Genomic DNA, 25,649 nt, shown 5'->3' with positions numbered 1-25,649 from the left:
CGGCGACGGGGCCCACGCCCCGCCCCACGGCGGGGCCCCACCCCGTCGGACCGCCTTCCCGAGGAGCAGGATGAATCGCCTCGCCCGCCTGAGCCTGAACAACAGGTCCTTCATCGCCCTGGTGTGCATCGCCGTGTCGATCATCGGCGCGTTCATCATGACCACGATGCGCCAGGAGCTGATCCCCTCGGTCTCCCTGCCGCAGATCCAGGTGATGACCACCGCCCCCGGCTCCTCGTCCGAGCAGGTCAGGGACCGGATCACGAGCCCCGTCGAGCAGTCGCTGCAGGGGCTGGAGAACGTCGAGGCCACCTCCTCGACCTCTCAGGCGGGGCTGTCGATGGTCACCGTCGAGCTCACCTACGGCACCGACGTGGCCCGCTCCTCGAACCAGGTCGACGCGGCGCTGAACCGCATCGAGGAGCAGCTCCCCTCGGACGCGGACCCGCAGGTCATCTCCGGCGGCACCAGCGACCTGCCCGCCGTGGTGCTGTCGGTCTCCTCTGACCTGGACCCCTCCGACCTCGCCTCCCGCCTGGACGCCTCGGTGACCCCCGAGCTCGAGCGCATCGGCGGGGTCTCCTCCGTCGCGGTGATCGGCGCCCCTGAGCAGATCGTGCGCATCACCCCGGACGAGGCCGCGCTCGCCGAGAACGGCCTGACCGAGGACGACATCTCCACCGCCCTGGACGCCAGCGGCCTGTCCCTGCCCGGCGGCTCCGTCACCGACGGGGACCGCACGATGGACGTCGTGCTCGGGCAGAGCATCGACAGCCTCGAGAGCCTCGAGGGGATCGTGCTGATGCCGTCCGACGACGCCTCCGGCGGCGACGCGCAGGGCGCCGGCCAGCAGGGCGCCGACGGACAGGCCGCGGGCGGCCAGCAGGGCGCCGACCAGCAGGGCGCACAGGGGGCCGACGGGCAGCAGACCCAGCCCGGCACCGACCCGCAGCAGCCCGCCGAGCCGGTCACCCTCGGCGAGGTCGCCACCGTCGAGCAGACCACCCAGGACCCCACCTCCGTCTCGCGCACCAACGGCCGCGAGTCGCTCGTGGTGATGGTGACCGCGACCGTCGACGGCAACGTCGTGGACATCTCCGGGGACGTCGAGAGCGTCCTGGACGACACCCTCGCGGGCGTCGGCGGCGACGCCCAGGCCGACGTCGTCTTCGACCAGGCCCCCTTCATCCAGGAGTCGATCCTGGCGCTGGCCGAGGAGGGCCTGCTGGGCCTGCTCTTCGCCGTCGGCGTGATCCTGCTGTTCCTGCGCCGGGTGCGGCCCACCGTGGTCACCGCGATCTCGATCCCGACCTCGCTGCTGATCGCGTTCATCGGCATGTACGTCACCGGGTACACGCTGAACATGCTGACCCTGGCGGCGCTGACGATCTCCATCGGCCGCGTGGTGGACGACTCGATCGTGGTGATCGAGAACATCATGCGCCACCTCGCCTACGGCAAGACCAAGCGCCGCGCGATCCTCGACGCGGTCGGCGAGGTCGCCGGCGCGATCACCGCCTCGACCCTCGCCACCGTCGTGGTGTTCCTGCCGATCGCCGTGGTCGCGGGCATGGCCGGGGAGCTGTTCCGGCCCTTCGCCCTCACCGTCGGCATCGCCATGCTGTCCTCGCTGCTGGTGGCGCTGACGATCGTGCCGGTGCTCGCGTACTGGTTCCTGAAGCCTCCGAAGGGCCACGAGGACATCGACCCCGACGACGCGGCGCAGGTCGCGGCGATCCGCGAGGACGCCGAGGCGAAGGAGGAGCGCACCTGGCTGCACCGCCTCTACGCCCCCGTGCTGCGGGCGACGCTGGACACGCTGCCCCGCCGCCTGCTCACCCTCGGCGGCGCGGTGATCGTGCTGATCGGCACCGTGCTGCTGATCCCGCTGGTCAACGTCAGCTTCCTGGGCGACACGGGGCAGAACATCGCCTCGATCACCCAGACCCTCCCCGCCGGCACCAACCTCCAGCAGGCCTCCGACAAGGCGGCCGAGTCCGAGGACGCGCTGCTGGAGATCGACGGGGTCGAGACCGTGCAGACCACCATCGGCGGCGGCCAGTTCGGCATGGGCGGCGGCGGCGAGAACGAGGTCAGCTTCTCCATCACCACCGATGCCGACGCGGACCAGGAGGCGCTGAGCGACGAGATGGTCGCGGCGCTGGAGGCCCTGCCCGAGCCGGGCGAGGTCGAGGCGGCCGACGTCGCCTCGCCCACCGGCTCGAACTCGGTGGACATCATGATCACCGGCCCCACCGCGGAGGACCGTCAGGCCGCGAACGACGCGATCCTGGCCGAGCTCGACCCGGTGCCCGAGGGCGTCTCCGAGGTCGCCACGGACCTCGAGGGCGACCAGCCGACGGCCGTGGTGACCGTGGACCGTGAGGCCGCGGCCCGGATGGGGCTGACCGAGGAGGCCGTGGTCGGCCTGGTCGCCCAGCAGATGTTCCCCGGGGCGATCGGCACGATCACCCTCGAGGACGACGAGCTGGACATCTACGTCGAGGGCGGCGAGAGCGTGGACACCTTCGCGCAGCTGCAGGATCTCGAGCTGATGGGCTCGATCCCGCTGACGGACGTCGCCTCGGTCGACGAGGAGCTCTCCCGCCCCTCCATCTCGACCCAGGACGGGCTCGAGACGGTGACCGTCTCGGTGACGCCGGCCGGTGAGGACGTGGGCATCGCGACTCGCGCCGCGAACGACGCGATCGCCGCGGCGGACCTGCCCGAGGGCGTCGAGGCGACCGTGGGCGGCACCGCTGCGGACATCGACGAGACCTTCGGACAGCTCGGCATCGCCATGGTCGCCGCGATCCTGCTGGTGTACGTGCTGCTGGTGTGGATCTTCAAGTCGCTGATCCAGCCGCTGATCCTGCTGGTCTCGATCCCCTTCGCGGCGATCGGCTCGCTGGGCCTGCTGGTCATCACCCGCGTGCCGCTGGGGCTGCCCTCGATGATCGGCCTGCTGATGCTGGTGGGCATCGTGGTCACCAACGCGATCGTGCTGATCGACCTGGTCAACCAGTACCGACGCCACGGGATGGCTCTGGACGAGGCGCTGCACCTCGGCGCCTCCAAGCGTCTGCGCCCGATCCTGATGACCGCGGCGGCGACCATCTTCGCGCTGATCCCGATGGCGCTGGGGATCACCGGCAACGGCGGGTTCATCGCCCAGCCGCTGGCCGTGGTGGTCATCGGCGGTCTGATCTCCTCGACACTGCTCACCCTCGTGATCGTGCCGGTGCTGTACCGGATGGCGGAGGGCCCGGGGGAGCGGCGCCGGCTGAAGGAGGAGGCCCGCACCGCGGAGCGTCGCAACGGCCATTCCCGCCGTGCGGAGGCCGAGCGGCGCGAGGCCGAGGGCGATGCCCCGGTGGATCACCTCGCCGACAGCCAGGCCGTCGGCACGGCCGGGACGAGCGCCGGTGCGACCGGGGCCGGCGCCGCGACGGCCGACGGGGCGACCTCCGGCGGGGCCGCCGGGAACGGTGGCGTGACGGGCGCCGGCATCGACCCGGGCTCGACGGGCGCTGGCATCCGATCCGGGCGCGGCGCATCCTCGGCACCCGGCCGTCGTGCGACGCTCACCGACCAGCAGCGGGACCTCGCCCAGCGGCGTCCTGACCTACGCGGCAGCTCCGGCTCCGGGGCCGACGGTCAGGGCCGGAAGGGCCGGTCGATGAAGGAGCGCGGCGGGATCGTGGGGATCGTGAAGCGGCGCCTGGGCCGCGACTGATCCACGGGGCGGACCTTGGAGGGGCCGGGCGACCGCGCGTCGCCCGGCCCCGCCTGGGTCCCGGCGTCTCACGGCCTGCCCGCCCCGTCTCGTTCCGCCCTGTCCGGCCCGCCCCAGCCTGCTCCGCGCCTGTCCCTCCCCGCCGGCCTCGTCGGACCGGGAATGGTCAGGTGATGGCGCATGGCGTACCTCTATGCCGTTATTGGCATAGTGGTGCCGTATACGCCATCAGTCGACCATGGCCCCGCGCCGTCCCGCTCCGGGACTGGGTGGGAAGCGGAGCATGAGCGGGAGGAGCGCATGGTGGCCGACGAGACCCGCCCCAGCGGCCCCCGCACCCCGCCCCGCACTGACGCAGAGCCTCGCCCCGGCGCGGAACCTCGGCCTGGCACCCAACCCCGGTCCGGCGCCTCCGCCCGCCCTCGCTCCTCGCGCCGCTCCGGCACCCCGCGCAGCCCCCGCACCTCGCCCCGCACCGCCCGCCCCCGTCCCCCGCGCGGCCCCCGCCGCTGGACGGTCCGGACCCGTGTGCTCTCCACCCTGCTCGTCTTCATCGCCGGCGGCCTCGCCGTCACGGGCGTGCTCACCTTCGCCGCGCAGTTCCGGGCCCTGGACCAGCGGGTCGAGGCCGAGCTGTGGCAGGAGCACAGCGAGCTCTCCCTGATCGCCAACTCCACCGACGCGGACGGCGAGACGATCCACACCACGGTCGACAGCGTTCTGGTCAACGCCACCGACTCCGCCGCTCCCTCCGACCACGAGTCAGTGATCGCCCTGATCGACGGGGAGCCGCGCTACCAGCCCCGACAGCAGGACTTCGCGCTGCTGCCCGAGCCGCCTGAGGACGCCTCGCACGCCGAGGCCGCCGCGATCACGGCCGAGTCCGAGATGGTCCTCGCCGAGATCCTCGACGCGCAGGTGCCGGACAAGACGGTCATCGTGCCGATGGAGGCCCACGGCCGGGACCTGCGCGTGCTGATCGCGTCGGTCTCGGTGGCCGGCGACGAGCAGCAGGGCGTGTTCGTGGTCGCCAACGACATCGGCGCGCAGCGACGCGAGCTGTGGCAGAGCGTGGCACTGTTCTCGGGGATGTCCGTGCTGGCGCTGCTGCTGGCCGGCTGGGTGGGCTATGTCGTCACCGGGCGTCTGCTGCGGCCGCTGGTGGACCTGCGCGGCGCGACCGAGCAGGTCACGGTCACGGATCTCGAGCACCGGGTGCAGGTCCCGGACGGCGGGGACGACATCTCCGCGCTCGCCCAGAACTTCAACCGCATGCTCGAGCGGATCCAGGAGGGCTTCGCCGAGCAGCGCCGCTTCATGAGCGACGTCGGCCACGAGCTGCGCACCCCGCTCACCATCGTGCGCGGCACGCTGGAGACCACCGACGTGCAGGACCCCGATGACGTCGCCGAGTCGCACCAGATCGCGATGGAGGAGCTGGACCGGATGGGCCGTGTGGTCGGGGACCTCTCCGAGCTCGCCGCCTCCTCCCGCCCCGACTACGTGAAGCTCCGCCCGGTGGACCTCGCCTCCTTCACCCGCTCCGCCTTCGCCCGCATCGAGCACATCGGGGAGCGGGAGTGGATCCTCGAGCGCACGGCCGAGGTGGTCGCCGAGGCTGACGAGCAGCGCCTCACCCAGGCGGTCGTGCAGCTCGCCGCGAACGCGGTGCGCTACAGCGACGACGGGACCCGGATCTGGTTCGGCGTGGACCAGGTGCTCGGGCCCGAGGGGCCGGAGATCCACGTCAGCGTGCGCGACGAGGGCGTGGGCATCGCCGAGGAGGACCAGCAGCGCGTCTTCGAGCGATTCACCCGGGCCGAGGGCGCGCGCGGCGCCGGCTCCGGGCTGGGCCTGCCGATCGTGCAGGCGATCGCGGAGGGCCACGCCGGGGCGGTGCGGCTGCTCTCCCGGCTCGCCAGGGGATCGACCTTCACGATCGTGTTCCCGCAGTTCAGCGCCCAGGCCCCCAGTGCTGTCGGCGAGGGTGCGGAGCCCGGGAGCGGTCATACTGGGACGCGGGCGACGCACCGCTCCGACGACGAGACCGACGAGCCACCCCGGAGGGAGCAGGGATGAGGATCCTCATCGCCGAGGACGAGGCGCGGATCGCGCGCTTCATGGAGCGGGGCCTGAAGGCCAACGGCTACGCGACCACCGTGGTGGAGGACGGCATCGCCGCGCTCGACCTCGCCTCCGGCGGGGAGTTCGACCTGCTGATCCTCGACGTGGGCCTGCCGCGCATGGACGGCTTCCAGGTGCTGAAGGCGCTGCGCGACATGGACGTGCAGATCCCGATCCTGATGGTCACCGCCCGCACCGGCGTGGAGGACACGGTGCAGGGGCTCGAGAGCGGGGCGAACGACTACATCGCCAAGCCCTTCCGCTTCGAGGAGCTGCTGGCGCGGGTGAAGCTGCGCGCCCGGGAGGCGACCGCCGGCGCCGGCGCCGTCAGCGCCGATGTGCTCACCCTCGGGGACCTCTCCCTGGACCTGCGCAGCCGTATCGCCGAGTGCACCGTCGACGGCGCCCCGCGCGAGGTGGAGCTGTCCTCGCGCGAGTTCACCATGGCGCGCGTGTTCCTGGAGAATCCGGGCCAGGTCCTCACCCGCGACCTGCTGCTGTCGAAAGTGTGGGGCTACGACTACGACGGCGCCTCGAACGTGGTGGACGTGTACGTCGGCTACCTGCGCGGCAAGCTCGGCGCGCCCCGCCTGGTGACCGTGCGCGGGGCGGGCTACAAGATGGTCGACCCCGCCGCCTGAGCGCCCCCGCCGGCCGCGCCCTCGCGGGTCGAGGCCCCGTCGGCCGCACCCGCTCTCCGGCCGGGTCCGCGGTCCGGCCGCGCGTCTCACCGGCCGCCCCTCTCGACGGCGCGTCGCCGCAGGCCACGGCCCACGAAGCGGCTTCATGAGAGTCTTCTCATCGACCCTTCACAGGGGTCTCATCGCGTGCTGGGAGCCTCGCGGACATGAAGGCTCTTCGCACCACCGGGATCATCGTGTCCGTCGCGCTCGCCGCGGCCGCGCTCGCCGTGCTGCCCTCGGTCGAGGAGGAGGGCCCGCAGGAGCGTGCCGGGATCACCATCGGCGACGCCTCCGATGCCGGCGGCGACGCCCGCGCCGGTGGGGTCGCCGGCGGGGAGGACCCCCGCTCCGCCGACGGGACCGACCCGGCAGCCGCGGGCGCGGATCCGTCGGCCGACGGCTCCGCCGTGGCGCTGCCCCGCCCGGCCGCGACCGAGCAGCCGGTGCGCGGGATCCACTCCGACACCGGCGTCGGTGCGATCGAGGCCGAGCCCTCGCCCGAACCCGAGCCGGCCCCTGCCCCTGCGCCCGCCGCCCCGGCCGAGCAGCAGCCCTCGACCGGCGGCTCCTCCTCCGAGGGCTCCTCCTCCGGTGGATCCTCTGGCGGGTCCTCCTCCGGAGGCTCTTCGTCCGGCGGCTCTTCCTCGGAGGGCTCGAGGCCCGCGCCCGCGAAGCCCGCACCGGCGCCTCCGCAGCGTCCCTCCGGCGTCTGCGAATGGGACGACGGCGAGCTCGAGTGCGCCGACGACGATGATGCCGATGACGACGATGATGACGATGATGACGACGACGATGACGACTGAGCCGCCACGGCGCCGCCCTTAGGCCGACAACTGAGCCGGCCCCGTAGGCATCGTTTCCGCACAGACAGAGTCCGGAGCACCGACAGAGCCCGGAGCACAGCCAGAGCCCGGACGGCAATGGCTTCGTCCGGGCTCATTCTCTCCGACTCCCCGGCACCCCGCCTGTGCGGGATGCCGGGGAGGCCTCAGTCCTCGTCCTCGCGGTCGGCGCGGCCGCCCACTGTCTCCCGCTGCGGCATCGTCCCTGCCTGCAGGGCGTGCAGCCGGTGCTCCCGCGCGCCCAGCCGCTGCGTGAGCCTCCCGGAGCCGGCCATCACCACCACCCCCGGATAGGAGCTCAGCACCCGGTCCAGCATGCGCCGGCCGTCGTCGTCGAGGTCGCCCTCGAGGCCGTCGATCAGCAGCAGCGGCGGGGTGCCGTACATCGCGCGGGCGAGTGCGAGTCGGGCCCGGCCCGAGCGGTCCAGCGGCTCCCCGCCGCGGCGCAGCGGGGTGCGACCCCCGCGGGGGAGGGAGTCGACATCCAGCCCCACCAGGTCGAGGATCTCCTGGTCGTGGGCGGCGTCGAGGTCGGGGCGGCGGTAGTGCAGCGCCCGCCCCACGGTGCCGCGCTCGAACACGGTGCCGGCGGCGGCGTGGCCCACCAGGCGCCGCACCCGCTTCGGGCCGAGCGTGCGCAGGTTCTGCCCGTCGACCCACACCGAGTCCGGTGCGGCGAGCTCGGGGCCAGGGGCGAGCTCCAGCACGCGGCGCAGCATCTCCTGCGGGGCGCGCGGGTCCTCGGAGACCAGGCGCACCCGGTCCCGGAGCCCGGCCACCAGCGGGGCATTAGCGGCGGTGAGGCCGGGCAGCTGCAGGTGCACCGACGCGGACCCGTCGGCCACCGTGTTCGGGGCCTCGACCTGGGCGGAGAGCCGGCGGCGCTCCTCGGCGCGGTGGCGGCGCTGCTCGGCCCCGGCCAGCGCCGGGCCCAGCACCATCCGGGCCGCGAGGTGGGTCTGTCGGTATTCGACGATCCGCCCGATCTCCAGCACCGGCGAGGACGCGATCCCGGCGACGGCCATCGCCGCCATGGTCACGCCCGGGGGCTGGCCCAGGTAGATCCCGGTCGCAGCCACCAGCAGTGTGGTCAGCGTCGAGGCGACCACGCCGCCGGCGCGGAGGGTGCCGACGGTCTCGGCCCGGTCCACCGCGATCTCCACCAGGTTCCCCGAGGCCTCGCGCAGGTTGCGCAGCTCCCGCTTCGACCCGCCCGCGGCGAGGATCCCCTCGGAGGCGGTGACGGTGTCGGCGATGCGGGAGGCGAGACGGCCGCGGGTGCGGCGCATGCGCCGGGTCTTGATCAGCGCGGTCCGCGCCCACACCAGCAGGCACAGCCCCAGCACCACCAGCGGTACCGCCATCGCGAGGGCGAGCAGCGGATGCAGCACGACGAGGGTTCCCAGACTGCCCAGGATCAGCGGCACCCCGACGGTCAGCGGGGCGATGCCCTGGGAGACCCAGTTGCGCACCCCGGAGAGGTCGTTGGTGGTGCGGGCGACGGTCACGCCGAGCGAGGTCGAGTGCCCAGGGGTGAGCGCATCGCCCAGCAGGGTCAGGCGCAGCTGGTGGACGTAGTCCTGGCCGAGCTTCTCGGCGAGCACCCGCTGGTGCACGGTCAGCGCACCGATCGCCAGCGCCGTCAGCACCAGCAGCAGCAGAGCCCGCAGCAGCACCGGGGACAGCCCCGGCGGAGAGCTCTGCAGGGTCACCAGCGCCCAGGCGGACAGCGCGCCGAGCGCCGCCTGCCCGAGGCCCAGAGCCACCAGCCCGGACAGCCACAGCCGACGCCGTCCCCTCATCAGCGGGGGCAGCGGGGGAGGGTTCTTCAGCAGCCCGTTCGCCTGCAGCTCCGGCTCGCGCTGACGACGCATCGCCCCGCCTTCCGGTCGGCTCGCCGCACGGTCACGACGCATCGGCGATGCGCTCCTCCAGCAGGTCCTCGACCAGACCGTGGGCCACCCCCGCCTCGGTGAGGTCGAAGGTGCCCGCCACGGGCACGTCCAGGGCGCGGCGCGCCTCCGCGGTCGCCAGCGGCGAGCTGGTCACCACGCCGGAGACGACCGACGGCGCCCGACCGAGCTCCGCGAGCGCCGCGACGCCGCCGACGGCGCCCAGCGCGTCGCCGGCCGCGAACACGACCCGGTCCACGACCGCACCGACCTCGGCATCGGCGAGCAGGCGCGCGGTCTCGCCCTGGTAGACGCCGTCGGCGATCTCCAGCAGCACCACGTCGGGACGGGCGGCGCCGCCGGCCAGCTCGTCGGCCATCGACAGGAACAGGTCCCGCACCTCCTCGACGTCGACCTGGAAGGTGGAGGAGTAGCCGAAATCGGTGAAGTCCAGGACGCGGTGCGCGCCCGCGTCGAGGAAGAGGCCCACGTCGTTGCCCGCGCCGGTGCCGGTCGCCTTCCCGGCGGCCACGCGCAGCCCGGCCGCGGCGAGGCCGTGCGCGAGATGGGCCAGCACCGTCGACTTCCCGGAGTTCATCGAGGTGCCGAGCACGGCGATGACGGGGACGTGATGGGCGGGGCGGTCGGTGCGTGCGGTGATCGAGCGCAGCACCTGGTGGGAGGCGGTGCGGGCGAGGGTCAGCGGGCCGTGCTCGTCGCGGATCACACCGATCGGCTCGATCTCGGTGGGGGAGCCGACGCCGGAGTGCTGCTCGAGCACGCGGGAGGCCAGACCGCCGGCGGCCGCGAGATGGGCGGGGCCGAGGTCGCCGGGGATCATCGCGAGGAACTGGTCGGCGGCGTAGCGGCTGCCGTAGGCGACGACGATCTCATCACCGGGGAAGAGGATCTGGCGGCGGGAGACGGGGCTCTCCAGGCGCTTGTGCTGGCCGATCCTGGTGACCCGGGCGAGCACGACCTCGCCGGGCTGCGGCGTGTGCTCGCCAATGATCAGCTCGACCTCCCGGGCGCGGCGCAGGTGCGCGCCGACGGTGCGGGTGGAGAACGCGTGCTTGGCCCGCTCGACGCGGGAGCGCACGTCCTGCGGCGCCCTCCCGGGACTCGTGGCGGTGAGCGTCGCGGCGGTGGTCTCGGGGTGCAGGATCGTCATCTCGGGGCTCCTCGGTGGGTGGGTCCGTGGCCGGCCCAGGGACGGGCCTGCCGTACGAGGAGCAGTGAACCGACGGGGGATGAAGCGCCGATGAAGCGATGATGAGACGAATCTCAGGAAAGGAACTGCAGGTCAGGCGGGTACGCCGAGGCGCGCGAAGGCGTTGCGGAAGATCGTCAGCCCGTCCAGGCCATGCATCTTCTGGACCCGCTTGTCGAGCTTGTCCAGCTCGTCGCCCTGATGGGCGAAGAGGTGGTTCATGACGTGGCGCACCTCGGACTCGTCCATCATCCCGCTGCCCACCGGCTTCCACACCTTCGACATCACCAGGCGCACCAGCTTCGGCGCCCGCTCGGAGGCCTCGAGGTACCTCCGCGCCGAGGTCGTGTAGTAGGCGACGTGCCGCGTCTCCTGCTGCGCGATCCGCTTGAGCAGCGGGGTCATCACCGGGTGGTCGACCATGGCGGAGAGCCGGCGGTAGGCGGCTACGGCTGAGAGCTCGTTGGCCGCGCCCCAGGTCATGTGCACCGCGAGGAAGTCCTTGCCCACCAGGTTCGACAGCGAGGACTGCTTCATCGGACCGAGCGCGGCCCGCCAGCCGAGCTTGACGCGCTTGGCCTTGACCTCGTCGTAGTCCACGACGATCCCGTGCCGGCCGAGCACCCGGGCGAGGGCCTCGCCGTGCCAGTACTCCTCGCGGTTCCACACGGTCATGAAGCCGCCGGCCTCCTCCTCGCGGTGCGAGGGGGTCACCAGCAGATCGCGCATGAAGCAGGAGGTGTGGTACTCGACGTCGCACATGTAGCGCAGGGAGCGCAGCGTCTGCGCGTCCAGCGGCTGCTCGTCGAAGAGGTCGAAGTCGAGATCCGCGTACTTGACGGGCAGCGAGGTCTCGGCGAAATGATCGATGTCGAAGGCCATGTCACGCTCCGGAACGGGGCAGGGAGAGCAGGTGGGCGTCGGGGAGGTCCGGGCCGGGCAGCAGCCGGGTGATCTCCCGTCGGGCGCGGTGGAGGCCGGCGCAATCGCGGGGATCAGCGCCCAGCACCTGCAGCGCTGCGTCGAGGTCGGGATCGGGCACCCCGCCGCCGTGCAGCGGGGAGCCCAGGCTCAGCACGAGCCGTGCGACGACGGCCTCCTTGCGTGAGCGGGTGATGCGGCCGATGGCCTCCTGGGTGAAGAAGTCGACCGCCGCCTCCTGGCGGGCGCGCACGGTGCGGACCACGCGCTCGGCCTCGCCGCCCAGGCGTCGCGCGATCGCATCGAGCCCCGCCACGAGCGAGGCCTCCTGGATCGCCATGCGGGCCATGTGGCCGGCGGCGACGGGCTCGCCGGCCGCGGCGTTCCACAGCGGGGTCAGCAGCGGTTGGACGCGGTCCACGTGGAGGCGGCGCAGCACGGCGACGCGGCTCGGCCGACGGGACGGGGCGGGGCGCTCGACGGGGTGGTCGCCGGTGAGCAGATCGCGCAGCGCACGGGCCTGCCAGTGGCGGTCCACCAGCCAGGTCGCGAGGAAGGCGGTGATCCTGGCTTCGTTCGCGGTGACGGTCGAGAGCATCGTCCGCGCCTCGGCGAGCCCGGAGGACTCCATGCGCTGCAGCACGCCGAGGGCGAGGCGCTCCTGGTCGCGCAGCGGCTCCTGGGAGGCGAGGAGCTCGGTGTCGACGGCGATCCGGCTGGTGCCGCGCTTCGTGTACGCCTCGACGTCGAAGTCGGTGCGCAGCACGGGGGTGATCGTCTCGTCGAAGTGGAGATGGCCGGCGTAGCGGCCGGTGGTCGGCAGCGACGCGTGCGGATCCGGGGTCCCGACGGGGCCCGGGGCTGCGGCGGCCTCGGGGGAGGGAGCCTCTGCGCCCGGTGTCCCCGTGATCCGGTCCCTGTCGTCGTCGGCATGAGCCGACGGGTCCGCGGTGAGGTCGACGGTCACCTTCCACCTCTCTCTCAGGATCGGGTCGGCGGGCGGCGCGGAGCCTCGCACCGCGGCGGCGCGACCGGGAACAGTGTACGGAGAAGCCCTGGAGGATGCCCGAGCGCGAGGTCAGGCCGGGCGATGCCCGGCTTGGTAGGTTTCGTCGTGTGATGACCTCAGGTGCCGCCTCGCTGCCGGTGCCGGGCGACGACCGCGCCGGGCGGGACCTGCCCGGACCCGAGGCGCTGCGCATCGCGCTGCATCCCGCCGAGCTCCCGCTCGCCCGCCCCCGGGACGTGGCGCAGGCGGCCGCCCGGGTGAGCGATCTCATCTCGGCCGGACGCCTCCAGGAGGCGCGCCGCCTCGCCGCGGAGTTCCGACGCCGCACCTCCCGCCCCGCGGAGCGCGCCGCGCTGCTGCGGGCGGCGCTGCGCGGCGCGCTGCGGAGCGGGGACACCGCGCAGGCCGAGAGCGACTCCGCGGACCTCGTCTCCCTGCTGCACCGCAGCGGACGCACCGAGCAGGCCGCGGCCGTGGTGCAGGTCCTGCTCGAGCGCGGCCCGCTCGCCGAGGCGCCCGACCGGACGGGCACCGGGGCCCGGGGTCGACGCCGCGGCGAGGCCCTCCGCGCCTCCGCCCCGATGCTCGCCGTCGTGCGCGCCCTCGAGGCCAGCTCCCTGCCCGGCCCCGACGGGGGACGGGGCGGCACCGTCGACCCGCGCCGCGCCGTGGCCCGGCTCCGTGCCGCGCTCGCCGCCCTTCCCGAGGTGCGCGAGGCGCTGCTCGAGGACCCCGAGCGCGAGCTGCGGCTCCGGCTCGCGCAGGCCCTCGAGGCCGTCGGCGACGTCGACGGGGCCGTGAGCCTCGCCCTCGACGTGCTCGAGCTGACCGCGCAGCAGGCGACGGAGCGCGGGGAGGCCCCCGCGGACCCCTGGCGCCTGGAGACCGGGGCCCACGCCCTCCTCGCCCGGTTGCTCCGGCAGGAGCGGCCCGTCGTCGCCGCGCACCACGCCCTCGAGGCGCTCGGCGGGCTCGCCGACGTGGATGACCCCCCGCTGCGGATCGGGCTGATCACCTCGCTGCTGAAGGCGCTGATGGCGGCCGGCGCGACGGATCTCGCCGGCTTCACCGCGGGGCGCCTGCTCTCCCTGCAGCGCACCCTCGAGCAGGACCGGCTGCGGATCGCCCCGCTACTGGCCGTCACCGCCCAGCGCCTCCAGGCCGAGCGGCTGGACGCGGCGTGGGTGCCGCTCGAGCAGGCCCGCGCCCTCGCTCGCGAGCACCGTGACCACCGCTCCCTGCTCGAGGCGGCGCGGCTGGCCGCGAGCCTCCACGAGCGCGCCGGCGACCACGCAGCCTCCCTCGGGGAGCTGCAACGCCTGGCCGCGGCGGCGCGCTGGCTCGTCGACGACCTCGACACCCCGCGCGTGGAGCGCTCCGAGAGGCTGCGCACCGAGCTGAGCGCGAACGCCCTGGCGATGCGGCGGGCGCTGGACCTGGGGCGCTCCGGGGCGGTGCACGTCGCCGCCCGCGAGATCGAGCGCCGCACCCGCCCCGACTCCGGCTGGGACCTGCCGCCCGAGCTGCTGTGGGACCACCTGGTCGATGCCCGTATGGGGGTGCTGATCGTCGCCGGCGATGCGCTCGCCCGCGGGGAGCAGGGGACCGACCAGGCCGGCTACGAGGCCCGTCGCCGCGAGGTGCTCGACGCGATCGGGCGGATGCCCAAGGGGCACGACGCGCGCGCCCGCTACTGGGCGGCCTATCTCGACGACCGCCACGCCGACCTGCTCGCCCGGCGCGGCGAGACCGCGGCCGCGCGCCGCGCCGCCCGCCGGGCCCGCTCCGCCTACGAGGCGCTGGGCCGGGACGAGGACGCCGCCCGCGTCGCGGGGCTCGTGACGGAGCTGGAGGCGGCTCGCGAGGTCGAGGGCGGAGCCGAGCGGACCGGGGACGGGGCAGGGCACGGAGCCGGGCGCGCCGCCGACGTGCGATCCGGGCGCGACTTCGAGGACGACGGCGACGAGCGGGCGGAGAGCGCCTGAGCGCTCAGCTCCCGTCGGCCTCCCGCATGGTCTCCTCGAGCACTGCGATCACGGCCCGCGAATCCGTCGCCGGATTCACGAAGGCGAGGCGCAGCGCGATCTCGCCCCGGAACGCAGTGGGCACGCACAGCATCGTCCCGTCCTTCGCCAGGCGCTGCGACCAGCGGCGATAGGCGGCAGGCGTCCAGCCCGGCCGACGGAACACCACCACCGACAGCTCCGGCTCCATGAGCAGCTCGAGGTGCTCGCTCGCACGGATCGCGTCGGCGACGGTGCGGGCGGAGTCCAGGCAGCGGTCCACCGCCGCGGCATAGGCGGCGGTGCCGTGGGTGGCCAGCGAGTACCACAGCGGCAGGCCGCGGGTGCGGCGGGAGAGGTGGGCGGCGAGGTCAGAGGGGTTGGACTCACCGCGGTCGATCGAGTCGAGATAGGCGGCGTGCTGGGAGTGCGCGGCCGCCGCCGGGCGCGCATCCCGGTACAGCAGCGCGCAGCAGTCGTAGGGGGCGAACAGCCACTTGTGCGGGTCCACGATGAAGGAGTCGGCCTGCTCGATGCCCGCGAAGCGCGCCCGGGCGCTCGGCGAGGCCAGCGCCGCGCCGCCGTAGGCGCCGTCGACGTGCACCCAGGCGCCGTGGCGGTGCGCGGTCTCGACCACGGAGGCTAGGTCGTCGACGATCCCGGCGTTCGTGGTGCCGCCCGAGGCGACCACCGCGCAGATCCGCGGATCCTCCGCCAGCAGCGGCTCGAGCGCGGCGCCGGTGAGATGGCCGCGGTCGTCCACCGGGACGCTCACCACGTCCATGTCCAGCAGGCGCGCGGCCGAGGCGACCGAGGAGTGGGCGGTCGAGGCGCAGGCCAGCGCCCAGCCCCCGTCTGGGCGTCGGCCCCGCTCGCGCAGCGCGTGGTCGCGCGCGGTGGCGAGCGCCGAGAGGTTCCCCTGGGTGCCGCCGGAGACGAACACCCCGGCGGCGTCCGCCGGCCAGTCCAGCAGGTTCGCGAGCCAGCGCAGCACCTGGTTCTCGGCGAAGATCGCGCCGGCGCCGTTCTCCCAGATCCCGCCGAACACGTTCGCGGCGGAGACGACGGTGTCGAAGGCGACCGCGGCCCGGGTCGGCGCGGCGGGGATGTAGGCGAGGTTCATCGGGTCCTCGCTCGAGCGGGTCGCGGGCAGCAGCACCTGGTCGAACAGCTCCATCGCGCGGGCGGCGCCGATGCCGTCCTCGGTGATGGTCGCGCCCACCTCGGCCTGCAGCTCCTCGGCGCTGCGGGCGGTGGTCTTGGGGTCGGTGGCGACGGTGGTGTGCGCGGCCGCCCAGCGCAGAGCGAGGCTCACGGCCTCCCGTTCGTCGCCCCAGACCTCCGAAGGCTCGCGGTGGCGCTGCAGCGCGTCCGCGGCGCGGGAGAAGGCGGAGTCCTCCGCGGTCGGGGCCGTGCTTCGCGGTGCGGGTGCGTCGGGAGCGGGGGAGGGGGTGAGGGGCTGCGCGGGGTCCGGGATCACGTCCAGCATCGTCGCACGCGCGCGGCCGACGGGAGGCCCGGGCGGGGCGACCCGCCTGCGCGGTCCTGACAGGGACGTCCGCCTGGCGTAGCGTGGAGGCACCGGCCGAAAGGGGGCCCCGCCATGACGATCGGAGCCGACGGCCTCCCCGAGGAGCACGCGCATGGGCCCGGGGAGACGATCGCCGTCAGGGACAACGCCCGGGCCGGACGCTATGAGGCGGTGCGCGGCGGCGAGGTGGTCGGGATCATGATCTACGAGCGCACACGGCGCCGGATCGAGCTGATCCACACCGTCACCGACCCCGAGCACCGCGGCGAGGGCGTCGCCTCCGTGCTCGTGCGCACCGTGCTCGCCGAGGCGCGGGCCGCCGCCCTTCCCGTGCTGGTGATCTGCCCCTTCCTCGAGAGCTGGCTGCAGCGCCACCCCGATCAGGCCGTCGGCGTCATCGCCGAGGACTGAACACCGGAGGGCCGCGCCCCACCTGTGCCGCGTCTCCCCGGGCCGGCTCCTGCGCCCGCTCGGACCTGCCCCGACGGCCTTGGCACGGACCTGTTCCGCCGGCTCTCGCCTGGCCCCGCTCCTGCTCGCCCGGCCCAGCGCTGCTCTCGCCTGGCCCTGCTCGCCCGCCCCTGCTCGCCTGGCCCTGCTCTCGCCTGGCCCCGCCCCTGCCGGCCCTGCTCTCGCCTGGCCCCGCCCCTGCCGGCCCTGCTCTCGCCCCGCCGCGGGGGCCCTGGTCGAGTAGTGGCGTATGGCGTACCTGTATGCCTATATAGCCGTAGTGGCACGCCATGCGCCGCGACCTGACCTCGCCGCCGGCCCGCCGGCCCGCCGGCCCGCCGGCCCGCAAGCCCGCCGGCTCGCCGGCTCGCCGGCACTCCGGCCCTCCGGCCCTCCGGCCCTCAGGCCCGCAGGCATCCTGATGTGCCGGACCCTGGCCCTCGTTTTGGCGCGGAGCCCGCACCTGCTGAGGTCATCCTCGGCGACCTGGGGACCGAGGGGCGCGCCGGCGGGTACCGTCGGACCATGGACGCCATCGACCTGCTCCGCGATCTCGCCTCCCGCCCCCGTCACGTGGCCGACTCCCTGCGCGGCCGATTGGGCCCCCTGGAGCTCGCCGCCCACCCCGGCGGGCACCCCAACTCGATCGCCTGGCTGCTGTGGCACACCGGGCGCGAGATCGACGTCCAGGTCGCCGCGCTCACCGGCCAGGAGGAGGTGTGGGCCAAGGACGACTTCGGCGAGCGCCTCGGGCTCGGCGCGGAGGGGGCCGCCGTCGGCTACGGCCACAGCCCCGAGCAGGCCCGCGCGATCGAGGTCCAGGACGGCGAGGCGCTGCTGGACTACGTCCTCGCCTCCCTCGATGCGCTGGAGTACTACCTCGACGAGCTCGCCGCCTTCGACCTCGGCGACATCGTCGACGAGGCCTGGGACCCGCCCGTCTCCCGCGGCGCCCGCCTGGTGAGCATCGTCGACGACGCGATCCAGCACCTCGCCCAGGCCTCCTACGTGCTCGGGATGCCCCAGCGCGCCTGAGCCCGAGCCGAATCCACTGTGCCCGGCACCGCCCCCCGTCAGGGGCCGTGCCGGGCACAGGTGATGGCGGCCGGAGACGCCGGAGCGGGACCCTCCCGGGTCAGGCCGCCGCGGCGGCGGCGGAGGAGGCGCGGCTGCGGGAGCCGCGTCGGCCGCGCAGCAGAGCGTCGAGCGAGAAGCGCCCCGCCCCGACCGCGGCGATCGCGAGCGCACCGGCGCCGAGCGCGCCGACCAGCTCCCAGCCGCCGGCGTCGATGAAGACGCCCTGGGGAAGGTGCACCAGGAGCGCGGCGACGAGCATGTCGATCGCGAGCAGCAGGCCGACGATGCCGGTGAAGGCGCCGGCGATCAGCGCGACGCCGCCGACGAGCTCGACGATCGCGACGACGGGAGCGGCGATCTCGGGGGCCGGCACCCCCATGCCGCGGAAGCTCTCGGTCGCTCCGGCGAGGCCGAAGGTGACGAGCTTCTGGTAGCCGTGCGCGGCGAAGATCGCGCCGAGCAGGATGCGGGCCACGAGCAGGCCGAGGTCAGAGGCCATTCCGGTGCGGGACGAGGCGGCCATGAGGGTCCTTCCGTCGGGGGAGAGTGCCCGGCGAACGTAGAGGAGGAGAAACATTGACTTCAAGGTTTGAGTGAATGGGTGAGGGATGCGCCTCATCCGGCCCGCCGACGGCTCGGGCTGCGCTGTGCCGTGGGCTGCGCTGTGCCGTGGGCCGCTCGGCGCTGTCGACCGCTCGGCGCCGTCGGCCGCGACGGCTCGTCTGCCGGGCCGGAGGCGTCGGCCCGTGCGACCTCTCCTCCCCAGCACCGACCTCTCCACCGACGGAAGGATCACGTCCCGTCCGTCCGTCGGACTTCCTAGACTGGCTCGGTGACATCCACCGAAGCCTTCGAAGCCGGATCCGACCGCGCGCTGGAGCGCACCCCGCCCCAGGACCTCGCCGCCGAGCGCGGCGTGCTGGGCGGCATGATGCTGTCCAAGGACGCGATCGCCGACGTCGTCGAGACCGTGCGCGGCAACGACTTCTACCGCCCCGCGCACGAGATGATCTACGAGGCGATCATCGACCTGTACGGCCGCGGCGAGCCCGCGGACCTGGTCACCGTCTCCGACGAGCTCTCCAAGCGCGGCGAGCTGCAGCGCGTGGGCGGTGGCGCCTATCTCGCGGACCTCATCGACATGGTCCCCACCGCCGCGAACGCCGGCTACTACGCCGAGATCGTGGTCGAGCGCGCCCAGCTGCGACGCCTCGTCGAGGCCGGCACCCGCATCGTCCAGCTCGGCTACGCGGCCGACGGCGGCGAGGTCGACGAGGTCATCAACGAGGCGCAGGCCCAGATCTACGCGGTCACCGAGCGCGGCCAGAGCGACGACTTCCTGCCGCTGGGCGAAGTGATCGACGAGACCCTCAACGCGATCGAGGCGACCCAGAACCGCGGCGGCCAGGTCACCGGCGTGCCCACCGGCTTCGCCGAGCTCGACGAGCTCACCCAGGGCCTCCACGGCGGGCAGATGATCATCTTCGCGGGCCGCCCCGCCATGGGCAAGACGACCCTCGGCATGGACGTGCTGCGCTCCGCCTCGATCCACAACGGCCAGACCTCGGTCATCTTCTCCCTGGAGATGGACAAGACCGAGATCACGATGCGTCTGCTCTCGGCCGAGTCGCAGGTGCCGATGAACCGCATGCGCGACGGCTCGATGGACGACCGGGACTGGCAGTCCATGGCCCGCGCCATGAGCCGGATCGCCGATGCGCCGCTGTTCATGGACGACTCCGCGAACATGTCGCTGATGGAGATCCGCGCCAAGTGCCGCCGCCTGAAGCAGAAGCACGACCTCCGTCTCGTGGTCATCGACTACCTGCAGCTGATGAGCTCGGGCAAGAAGGTCGAGTCCCGTCAGCAGGAGGTCTCGGAGTTCTCCCGAGCCCTGAAGCTGCTGGCCAAGGAGATCGACTGCCCCGTCATCGCGATCTCGCAGCTGAACCGAGGCAGCGAGCAGCGCACCGACAAGACCCCGATGATGTCGGACCTGCGAGAGTCCGGGTCGATCGAGCAGGACGCCGACGTCATCCTCCTGATCCACCGCGAGGACTACTACGAGAAGGAGTCCGCCCGCGCCGGCGAGGCGGACCTGATCGTGGCCAAGCACCGTAACGGCGCGACCAAGACGATCCCCGTCGCCTTCGAGGGCCACTACTCGCGGTTCAAGGACATGGCGCACTCCGGCGGCTTCAGCGGCTGACCCGCGGCGCCGACGGTGTCGCAGCGACGACGGGACCGCGGCGCTGCGAACGCGGCCGCGCCGGTCCTGCCACTGCGGAGATCGTGCCCCTCGGCTCAGGCGAACGATCGGTCGGTGTCCGGTGGAACCGGTGGCCGAGCCCTCGGTCGGCCGGTACGGTGGAACCCCGACCTGATCCGGAGGCGCCCGATGGGCCATCCAGTGCACCTCGTCATCGATGGTCAGCCGCATGACCTGACCGTCGACCCGCGCACCACCCTGCTCGACGCGCTGCGGGACCACCTGGGGAACATGTCCCCGAAGAAGGGCTGCGACCACGGCCAGTGCGGTGCCTGCACCGTGCTGGTCGACGGGCGGCGGCTGAACTCCTGCCTGCTGCTGGCCGTGTCCCTCGACGGAGCGGAGGTGCTCACCTCGAACGGCCTCGCCCCCGACGGCGAGCTCTCCGCCCTGCACACCGCCTTCCTCGAGCAGGACGCCTTCCAGTGCGGCTACTGCACCCCCGGGCAGATCTGCTCCGCGACCGGCGTGCTCCGCGAGGCGGCCGACGGGCACCCCAGCGTGGTCACCGACGACCACGGCCACGACCACCCGATCGAGCTCACCGAGGACGAGATCCGCGAGCGGATGAGCGGAAACCTGTGCCGCTGCGGCGCCTACGTCAACATCGTCGCCGCCGTCCAGCAGGCGGCCGGGGCAAGCACCGCGAGCGAGGGGACGGACCGATGAGACCCTTCGACTATGCACGCGCGGACGACCCCGCCGGCGCCGTCGCCGCGGTCGCCGAACGGCCCGGCGCGACCTACCTCGCCGGCGGCACCAACCTCGTCGACCACCTCAAGCTCGGGATCACCGCCCCCGATCTGCTGGTCGACCTCGGCCGGCTCGACCTCGCGGACATCGAGGAGCTGCCGGACGGCGGCCTGCGCGTCGGCGCCATGGTCCGCAACAGCGATCTCGCCGCCGATCCGCGCGTGCGCCGCGACCACCCGATGCTCTCCCGCGCCCTCCTCTCCGGCGCCTCGGGCCAGCTGCGCAACGCCGCCACCACCGGCGGGAACCTGCTGCAGCGCACCCGCTGCGTCTACTTCCAGGACCCCACCACCCCCTGCAACAAGCGCGCCCCGGGCAGCGGCTGCTCGGCGCTCGGGGGCTACACCCGCTACCACGCGATCCTCGGCGCCTCCGACGCGTGCATCGCCACCCACCCCTCCGACATGGCGGTCGCGCTCGCCGCCCTGGACGCGACCGTGGTGGTGCTGGGCAACGACGGCGAGAAGCGCCTGCCTCTCACCGCGCTGCACCGCCTTCCGGGGGACGAGCCCGAGCGCGACACTGTCCTCGAGCACGGCGACCTGATCACCGCCGTCGAGCTGCCCCCGCCGGACCGCGCAGCCCGCACCCGTTCCACGTATCGCAAGATCCGCGACCGCGCCTCCTACGCCTTCGCCCTGGTCTCGGTCGCCGCGGTGCTCGAGCTCGACCCGGACGGCGCGCGGCCCACGATCCTCTCCGCGAGGATCGCCCTCGGAGGCGTCGCCCACGCCCCCTGGCGCGCGCGCCGCGCCGAGCAGCTCCTCGCCGGCGCCCCCGCCACCCGCGAGAGCTTCCGCCGGGCCGCGGCGGCCGAGCTCGAGCAGGCCCGTCCTGCGGAGGGCAACGAGTTCAAGGTGACGATGGCCCAGGGCGTGATGGTGAGCGTGCTCGCCGAGCTCGCCGGCCTGGGCGAGGAGAACGAGGAGCCCCGTGATGAGTGACCTCCTGCGCGCCTCCTCGATCGGCACCCCGCGGATGCGTCTGGACGGGCCCGACAAGGTGCGCGGCCTCGCCCCCTACGCCTACGAGCACCCGGTCGAGGATCCGCTCCATCTCTTCCCTCTGTGCTCGACGATCGCGCTCGGCCGCGTCACCGCCATCGACGCCACAGCCGCGCTCGCGCTCGACGGAGTGGTGCGCGTGATCACCCACGAGAACGCCCTCCGGCTCGCCGACACCGACGACGGCGAGCTCGCAATCCTCCAGGACGACCGGATCGGCTTCCGCGGCCAGTACCTCGGCGCCGTCCTCGCCGAGACCCCGGAGGCGGCCCGCCAGGCCGCCGACCTCGTCGTGGTCACCACCGAGGCCGCACCGCACGATGCCGTCTTCCGCCCGGACCACCCCGCTGTGCGCGAACCCGAGGGCGGCGGTGACGACATCGACACCGGTGACCTCGAGGCCGCGCTCGCCGCCGCGGAGATCGTGGTGGACCAGCGGTACTCCACCCCCTTCGAGCACAACAACCCGATGGAGCCGCACACCACCATCGCCCGCTGGGACGGCGAGCAGCTCACGCTGTGGACCTCCACCCAGGGCGTGCACCCCGCAAGGCAGACCCTCGCCCCGATGCTGGGCATCGACCCCGAGCAGCTGCGGATCATCAGCCCGCACGTCGGCGGCGGCTTCGGCTCCAAGGGCCTGCCCCACGCGGACATGATGCTCACGGCGATGGCCGCGCACGCCGTGCCCGGCCGCGCGGTGAAGCACGCCGTCACCCGCCAGCACATGTTCGCGCTGACCGGGTACCGGCCCGCCACCTCCCAGCACCTCCGGATCGGGGCCCGGGCCGACGGCACGATCACCGCCTTCGGGCTCGAGGCGGTCTCCAGCTCCTCGCACACCAAGGAGTTCCCCGAGATGGCGATCAAGCCCTCTCGGCAGATGTACGCCGGCGAGCACCGTCGCATCACCCAGCGCGTGCTGCCGCTGGATTTCGCCGTCCCCTCCTGGATGCGGGCCCCCGGCGAGGCACCGGGGATGGTGGGCCCGGAGATCATGATGGACGAGCTCGCCGAGGCCTGCGGGCTGGACCCGATCGAGCTGCGGGTTCGCAACGAGCCGGAGCGTGACCCCGACACCGGGATGCCCTTCAACCGACGCCGGCTGATCGACTGCCTGCGCGAGGGCGCCGCCCGCTTCGGCTGGGCCGACCGCGACCCGCGGCCCCGTGCCCGCCGGGAGGGCGGATGGCTGATCGGCACCGGCGTCGCCTCGGCGACCTACCCCGCCGCCCGGCAGCCCGGCTCGAAGGCCCGGATCCGTCACGAGGCGGGGGTCTACGAGGTGGGCATCGGCGCCGCCGACCTCGGCACCGGCACCTGGACCGCTCTCACCCAGGTCGCCGCCGACGCACTCGAGGTCGACCCGGACCGCATCGCGCTGCGGATCGGCGACACCGCGCTGCCGAACGCGACCGTCGCCGGCGGCTCCACCGGGCTCGCCAGCTGGAGCGCGGCCGTGCTGGCCGCCGCGGACGCCTTCCGCCGCGAGCACGGCAGCGCCCCGGCCGACGGCGTCGAGGCGATCGGGGAGGCGGCGGAGAACCCTGCCGAGAAGCAGTTCGCCATGCACTCCTATGGCGCTCAGTTCGCCCAGGTCCGCGTCCAGGAGGAGACCGGCGAGATCCGTCTGGACCGCATGCTCGGGGTGTTCTCCGTCGGGCGGATCATCAACCCCCGCACCGCCCGCTCGCAGCTCCTCGGCGGGATGACCATGGGGGTGGGGATGGCGCTGCACGAGAAGGGCGAGCTCGACCCCCGCTTCGGACACGTCGTCAACCACGACCTCGCCGAGTACCACGTGCCCGTCAACGCCGACATCCGCTCCCTCGAGGCGCACTGGCTGGACGAGGAGGACCCCCATGCCGGGCCGCTCGGCGCGCGCGGCATCGGCGAGATCGGCATCGTCGGCGCCGCCGCGGCGATCGCCAACGCCATCCACCACGCCACCGGGGTGAGGGTGCGGGACCTGCCCGTGTTCGGCAGCGACCTCCTGGCACGGTGAGCGCCGCGTCGTTCGACGTCTCCCGTCCGGCGGCCGCGCCTCCCGTCGGCCTGATCCTCGCCGCGGGCGCCGGAAGGCGCCTGGGCTGCGGCCCCAAGGCGCTGCTGCTCCTGCGCGGCGTCCCCCTGGTGGAGCACGTCGCTCGCGCCCTGCACGAGGGCGGCTGCGCCGAGGTCGTGGTCGTCACCGGCGCGGGCGCCGAGCGGGTGGGCGCCGTCATGGACGGGTCGCCGTGGGCGCGCACGGAGCAGAACCCGCGCTGGCGCGAGGGGATGGGGACCTCCCTGCGCACCGGCCTGGCCGCGATCGGACCGGGCCGCGCCGTGCTGGTCACGCCGGTGGACCGCCCCGGGACGTGCGCGGCGGAGGTGGCCCGGGTGCTGGCCGCCCACCGCCCCGGAGGGATCACCGCCGCCGCCCACCGCGAGGCCTCCGGCGGGCTCCGACGGGGCCATCCGGTGCTGTTCGACGCCGCCTGGACCGCCGCCGCCGCGGAGGCAGCGCACGCGGACGTGGGCGCCCGCGACCTGCTCCGCGCCCGACGGGATCACGTGCAGCTCGTGGACTGCACGGATCTCGACGACGGTGCGGACCTCGACCTGCCCGAGGACCTGTGGCGGCTGGACGTGCGGGGCTGACCTCTCAGCCGCTCGCAGCGGTGCGCGCATGCAGCGGACCGCTGCCGTCGCGCAGCGGCTCGACGGTGCTGCGCTCGGCCCGCACGGCCAGGATCTCCGCGAGGATCGCGATCGCGACCTCCGCAGGGCTCCCCGCCCCCACATCGAGGCCGATCGGGGAGCGCAGCCGCGACAGCGCCTCCTCGCCCACCCCGGCCTCCCGCAGCGCCGCGCGCCGATCGCGATCGCTGCGCCGGGATCCCATCGCACCGACGTAGGCGAGGTCCAGCCGCAGAGCGGTGGTGAGCACCGGCACGTCGACCTTCGGATCGTGCGTGAGCACGCAGACCATGCTGCGGGCATCGAGATCCCCGCGTTCCGCGGCCGCGGCGAGGAACCGGTGCGGCCAGGCACGCACCACCTCCGCCCCCGGGAACGCCGTGGGATCGGTGAACGCCGGCCGATGGTCGCACAGCGTGATCCGCAGCCCGAGCGGCCGCGCCGCCTCCACCAGCGCCTGCCCGAAGGCGTTCGCCCCGCACACCACCAGGTGCGCGGGCCGGATTCGGGACTCGACGAACAGGTCGATCGTCGAGGCGCCCGCAGGGAGGCGGAGGGTGCCGGTGCGAGCCTCGCGGAGCATGGCGGCGACCTGGGCGCTCCCTGCCTCGAGCGCCTCCGGGGGGAGCAGGGTCGTGAGCGCGCTGCGGACCTCCTCGGCCCCGTCGCCCGCGAGCAGGACAGCGCGCGGGCCGTCGGCGTCCTCGCCCTCGGATAGGGCCGGGCGCCGTGCGTCGTCGCCCTCGGGTGCGACCGTCCGAGGTGCGTCGGCGTGCGGCAGCCGGGTCACGTAGGCGGCGGGGGCGGGGTCGTCGACCGTGCCGAGGGGGCTCTGGGTCTCCGGGGGCGGGGGAGCGAACGGCTGGATCAGCACCTCGAGCGAGCCCCCGCACATCAGCCCGACGGCGAAGGCGTCCTCCTCGCTGAACCCGAAGCTCCGGACGCTGCTCCTCCCGGTCTCGAGCGCCTCGCGGCAGGCCTCGAGCACCGCTCCCTCGACGCAGCCGCCGGAGAGCGAGCCGTGCAGTGCGCCATCGGCGCCCACCAGCATCGAGGTGCCCACGGGCCGCGGCACGGAGCCCTGGGCGGAGACGATGGTCGCCACGGCGCAGGGGACCGGATCGGAGGGCCGGGCGAGGCGCTCCCGGGCGCGGTCCAGGATGTCGAGCACCTCCTCACCCTACGCGGTGGCCCGGACCAGCACGAGGGTCCCGACCTCTCGGCCGGGCGGCGGGGCGACGCACACTCTGCCTATGACTGGGATCACACCTGCTAGGGTTTCCGGGAGCGCCGGTCCTGCTCCCCGGGCCGGGGCGACGAACAGAACGAAGGAGTTGTGTCCGTGACCACCCCGTCCTCTGCGGCCTCCGGCCCCCCGCCCTAGCCGGGCTCCTCGCCGGACCGCGGCCCGGCGTCGCATCCCGGCGCCGCGCCCTCCCCCACCCCCGAGTAGTTCCAGGCCG

The 25,649-nt window shown here is 74.0% G+C and carries 19 protein-coding genes; 12 read left to right on the top strand and 7 right to left on the bottom strand.

From position 1 onward, the window contains the following. Positions 1-70 precede the first annotated feature (70 nt). The 4 genes from RBL05_RS08955 to RBL05_RS08940 all read left to right on the top strand — a co-directional run bounded on the left by RBL05_RS08955 (position 71) and on the right by RBL05_RS08940 (position 7,346). Entirely contained in the window at positions 71-3,736 is a 3,666-nt protein-coding gene (locus tag RBL05_RS08955; RefSeq protein ID WP_308739795.1) for an efflux RND transporter permease subunit, read from the top strand. Between the two features lie 528 nt (positions 3,737-4,264). Further along, positions 4,265-5,815, top strand: a complete 1,551-nt coding sequence (locus RBL05_RS08950; RefSeq protein WP_308739796.1) for a sensor histidine kinase — start codon at positions 4,265-4,267, stop codon at positions 5,813-5,815. Beyond that, on the top strand, positions 5,812-6,501 hold the full coding sequence (locus RBL05_RS08945; RefSeq protein ID WP_308739797.1) for a response regulator transcription factor: 690 nt from the start codon (positions 5,812-5,814) through the stop codon (positions 6,499-6,501). Before RBL05_RS08950 ends, RBL05_RS08945 begins: the two co-directional genes overlap by 4 nt. Positions 6,502-6,707: 206 nt before the next feature. Continuing rightward, positions 6,708-7,346, top strand: coding sequence for a hypothetical protein (locus RBL05_RS08940; RefSeq protein ID WP_308739798.1), 639 nt, complete (start codon positions 6,708-6,710; stop codon positions 7,344-7,346). 185 nt (positions 7,347-7,531) lie between these two features. Here RBL05_RS08940 and RBL05_RS08935 read toward each other — a convergent pair whose 3' ends face one another. The 4 genes from RBL05_RS08935 to RBL05_RS08920 all read right to left on the bottom strand — a co-directional run bounded on the left by RBL05_RS08935 (position 7,532) and on the right by RBL05_RS08920 (position 12,375). Beyond that, positions 7,532-9,259, bottom strand: coding sequence for an ABC transporter transmembrane domain-containing protein (locus RBL05_RS08935; protein ID WP_308739799.1), 1,728 nt, complete (start codon positions 9,257-9,259; stop codon positions 7,532-7,534). A gap of 31 nt (positions 9,260-9,290) precedes the next feature. Then, positions 9,291-10,448, bottom strand: a complete 1,158-nt coding sequence (locus RBL05_RS08930) for a DUF1611 domain-containing protein (RefSeq protein ID WP_308739800.1) — start codon at positions 10,446-10,448, stop codon at positions 9,291-9,293. Positions 10,449-10,580: 132 nt separating this feature from the next. Further along, positions 10,581-11,369 (bottom strand): ferritin-like domain-containing protein, encoded by a 789-nt coding sequence (locus RBL05_RS08925; protein WP_010550828.1) that lies wholly within the window; start codon positions 11,367-11,369, stop codon positions 10,581-10,583. A 1-nt stretch (position 11,370) separates the two neighbouring features. Further along, positions 11,371-12,375, bottom strand: coding sequence for a hypothetical protein (locus RBL05_RS08920; protein ID WP_308739801.1), 1,005 nt, complete (start codon positions 12,373-12,375; stop codon positions 11,371-11,373). Positions 12,376-12,527: 152 nt separating this feature from the next. Here RBL05_RS08920 and RBL05_RS08915 point away from each other — a divergent pair, with 152 nt between their 5' ends. Then, positions 12,528-14,402 (top strand): hypothetical protein, encoded by a 1,875-nt coding sequence (locus RBL05_RS08915; RefSeq protein WP_308739802.1) that lies wholly within the window; start codon positions 12,528-12,530, stop codon positions 14,400-14,402. A 4-nt stretch (positions 14,403-14,406) separates the two neighbouring features. Here RBL05_RS08915 and RBL05_RS08910 read toward each other — a convergent pair whose 3' ends face one another. Then, positions 14,407-15,900: an aminotransferase class V-fold PLP-dependent enzyme gene (locus RBL05_RS08910; RefSeq protein WP_308739803.1), complete on the bottom strand. Its 1,494-nt coding sequence runs from the start codon at positions 15,898-15,900 to the stop codon at positions 14,407-14,409. A gap of 123 nt (positions 15,901-16,023) precedes the next feature. Here RBL05_RS08910 and RBL05_RS08905 point away from each other — a divergent pair, with 123 nt between their 5' ends. Next, on the top strand, positions 16,024-16,362 hold the full coding sequence (locus tag RBL05_RS08905) for a GNAT family N-acetyltransferase (RefSeq protein WP_070502251.1): 339 nt from the start codon (positions 16,024-16,026) through the stop codon (positions 16,360-16,362). A 564-nt stretch (positions 16,363-16,926) separates the two neighbouring features. Further along, positions 16,927-17,436, top strand: coding sequence for a mycothiol transferase (locus RBL05_RS08900; protein WP_308739804.1), 510 nt, complete (start codon positions 16,927-16,929; stop codon positions 17,434-17,436). A 100-nt stretch (positions 17,437-17,536) separates the two neighbouring features. Here the strand turns inward: RBL05_RS08900 and RBL05_RS08895 are convergent, their stop codons facing one another. Then, on the bottom strand, positions 17,537-18,001 hold the full coding sequence (locus RBL05_RS08895) for a DoxX family protein (protein ID WP_308739805.1): 465 nt from the start codon (positions 17,999-18,001) through the stop codon (positions 17,537-17,539). Positions 18,002-18,310: 309 nt separating this feature from the next. On the opposite strand from RBL05_RS08895, the gene dnaB reads away from it, so the two are divergent. The 5 genes from dnaB to RBL05_RS08870 all read left to right on the top strand — a co-directional run bounded on the left by dnaB (position 18,311) and on the right by RBL05_RS08870 (position 24,147). After that, positions 18,311-19,687: a replicative DNA helicase gene (dnaB, locus tag RBL05_RS08890; RefSeq protein ID WP_010550821.1), complete on the top strand. Its 1,377-nt coding sequence runs from the start codon at positions 18,311-18,313 to the stop codon at positions 19,685-19,687. A 189-nt stretch (positions 19,688-19,876) separates the two neighbouring features. Continuing rightward, complete coding sequence (locus RBL05_RS08885; RefSeq protein ID WP_308739807.1) at positions 19,877-20,416, top strand: (2Fe-2S)-binding protein; 540 nt, start codon at positions 19,877-19,879, stop codon at positions 20,414-20,416. Then, complete coding sequence (locus RBL05_RS08880) at positions 20,413-21,444, top strand: FAD binding domain-containing protein (RefSeq protein ID WP_308739808.1); 1,032 nt, start codon at positions 20,413-20,415, stop codon at positions 21,442-21,444. The genes RBL05_RS08885 and RBL05_RS08880 overlap by 4 nt, the downstream gene beginning before the upstream one ends. Next, complete coding sequence (locus RBL05_RS08875) at positions 21,437-23,509, top strand: xanthine dehydrogenase family protein molybdopterin-binding subunit (protein WP_308739809.1); 2,073 nt, start codon at positions 21,437-21,439, stop codon at positions 23,507-23,509. The genes RBL05_RS08880 and RBL05_RS08875 overlap by 8 nt, the downstream gene beginning before the upstream one ends. Continuing rightward, positions 23,506-24,147: a nucleotidyltransferase family protein gene (locus RBL05_RS08870; RefSeq protein ID WP_308739810.1), complete on the top strand. Its 642-nt coding sequence runs from the start codon at positions 23,506-23,508 to the stop codon at positions 24,145-24,147. Before RBL05_RS08875 ends, RBL05_RS08870 begins: the two co-directional genes overlap by 4 nt. A 4-nt stretch (positions 24,148-24,151) precedes the next feature. Here RBL05_RS08870 and RBL05_RS08865 read toward each other — a convergent pair whose 3' ends face one another. Then, positions 24,152-25,357, bottom strand: a complete 1,206-nt coding sequence (locus RBL05_RS08865) for an XdhC family protein (RefSeq protein WP_308739811.1) — start codon at positions 25,355-25,357, stop codon at positions 24,152-24,154. Between the last annotated feature and the right edge of the window lie 292 nt (positions 25,358-25,649).

This window comes from Brachybacterium sp. GU-2 (assembly GCF_030866705.2).
Taxonomy (GTDB): domain Bacteria; phylum Actinomycetota; class Actinomycetes; order Actinomycetales; family Dermabacteraceae; genus Brachybacterium; species Brachybacterium conglomeratum.
Note: the sequence above shows the minus strand (reverse complement) of the source record. Positions and strands in the feature narration are given on the sequence as shown.

Coding starts and splice junctions, on each gene's coding strand:
- RBL05_RS08905 (WP_070502251.1), top strand. CDS start 16,024: ATGACGATCGGAGCCGACGGCCTCCCCGAGGAGCACGCGCATGGGCCC.
- RBL05_RS08880 (WP_308739808.1), top strand. CDS start 20,413: ATGAGACCCTTCGACTATGCACGCGCGGACGACCCCGCCGGCGCCGTC.
- RBL05_RS08945 (WP_308739797.1), top strand. CDS start 5,812: ATGAGGATCCTCATCGCCGAGGACGAGGCGCGGATCGCGCGCTTCATG.
- RBL05_RS08935 (WP_308739799.1), bottom strand. CDS start 9,259: ATGCGTCGTCAGCGCGAGCCGGAGCTGCAGGCGAACGGGCTGCTGAAG.
- RBL05_RS08875 (WP_308739809.1), top strand. CDS start 21,437: ATGAGTGACCTCCTGCGCGCCTCCTCGATCGGCACCCCGCGGATGCGT.
- RBL05_RS08925 (WP_010550828.1), bottom strand. CDS start 11,369: ATGGCCTTCGACATCGATCATTTCGCCGAGACCTCGCTGCCCGTCAAG.
- RBL05_RS08895 (WP_308739805.1), bottom strand. CDS start 18,001: ATGGCCGCCTCGTCCCGCACCGGAATGGCCTCTGACCTCGGCCTGCTC.
- RBL05_RS08940 (WP_308739798.1), top strand. CDS start 6,708: ATGAAGGCTCTTCGCACCACCGGGATCATCGTGTCCGTCGCGCTCGCC.
- RBL05_RS08955 (WP_308739795.1), top strand. CDS start 71: ATGAATCGCCTCGCCCGCCTGAGCCTGAACAACAGGTCCTTCATCGCC.
- RBL05_RS08915 (WP_308739802.1), top strand. CDS start 12,528: ATGACCTCAGGTGCCGCCTCGCTGCCGGTGCCGGGCGACGACCGCGCC.
- RBL05_RS08930 (WP_308739800.1), bottom strand. CDS start 10,448: ATGACGATCCTGCACCCCGAGACCACCGCCGCGACGCTCACCGCCACG.
- RBL05_RS08885 (WP_308739807.1), top strand. CDS start 19,877: ATGGGCCATCCAGTGCACCTCGTCATCGATGGTCAGCCGCATGACCTG.
- RBL05_RS08900 (WP_308739804.1), top strand. CDS start 16,927: ATGGACGCCATCGACCTGCTCCGCGATCTCGCCTCCCGCCCCCGTCAC.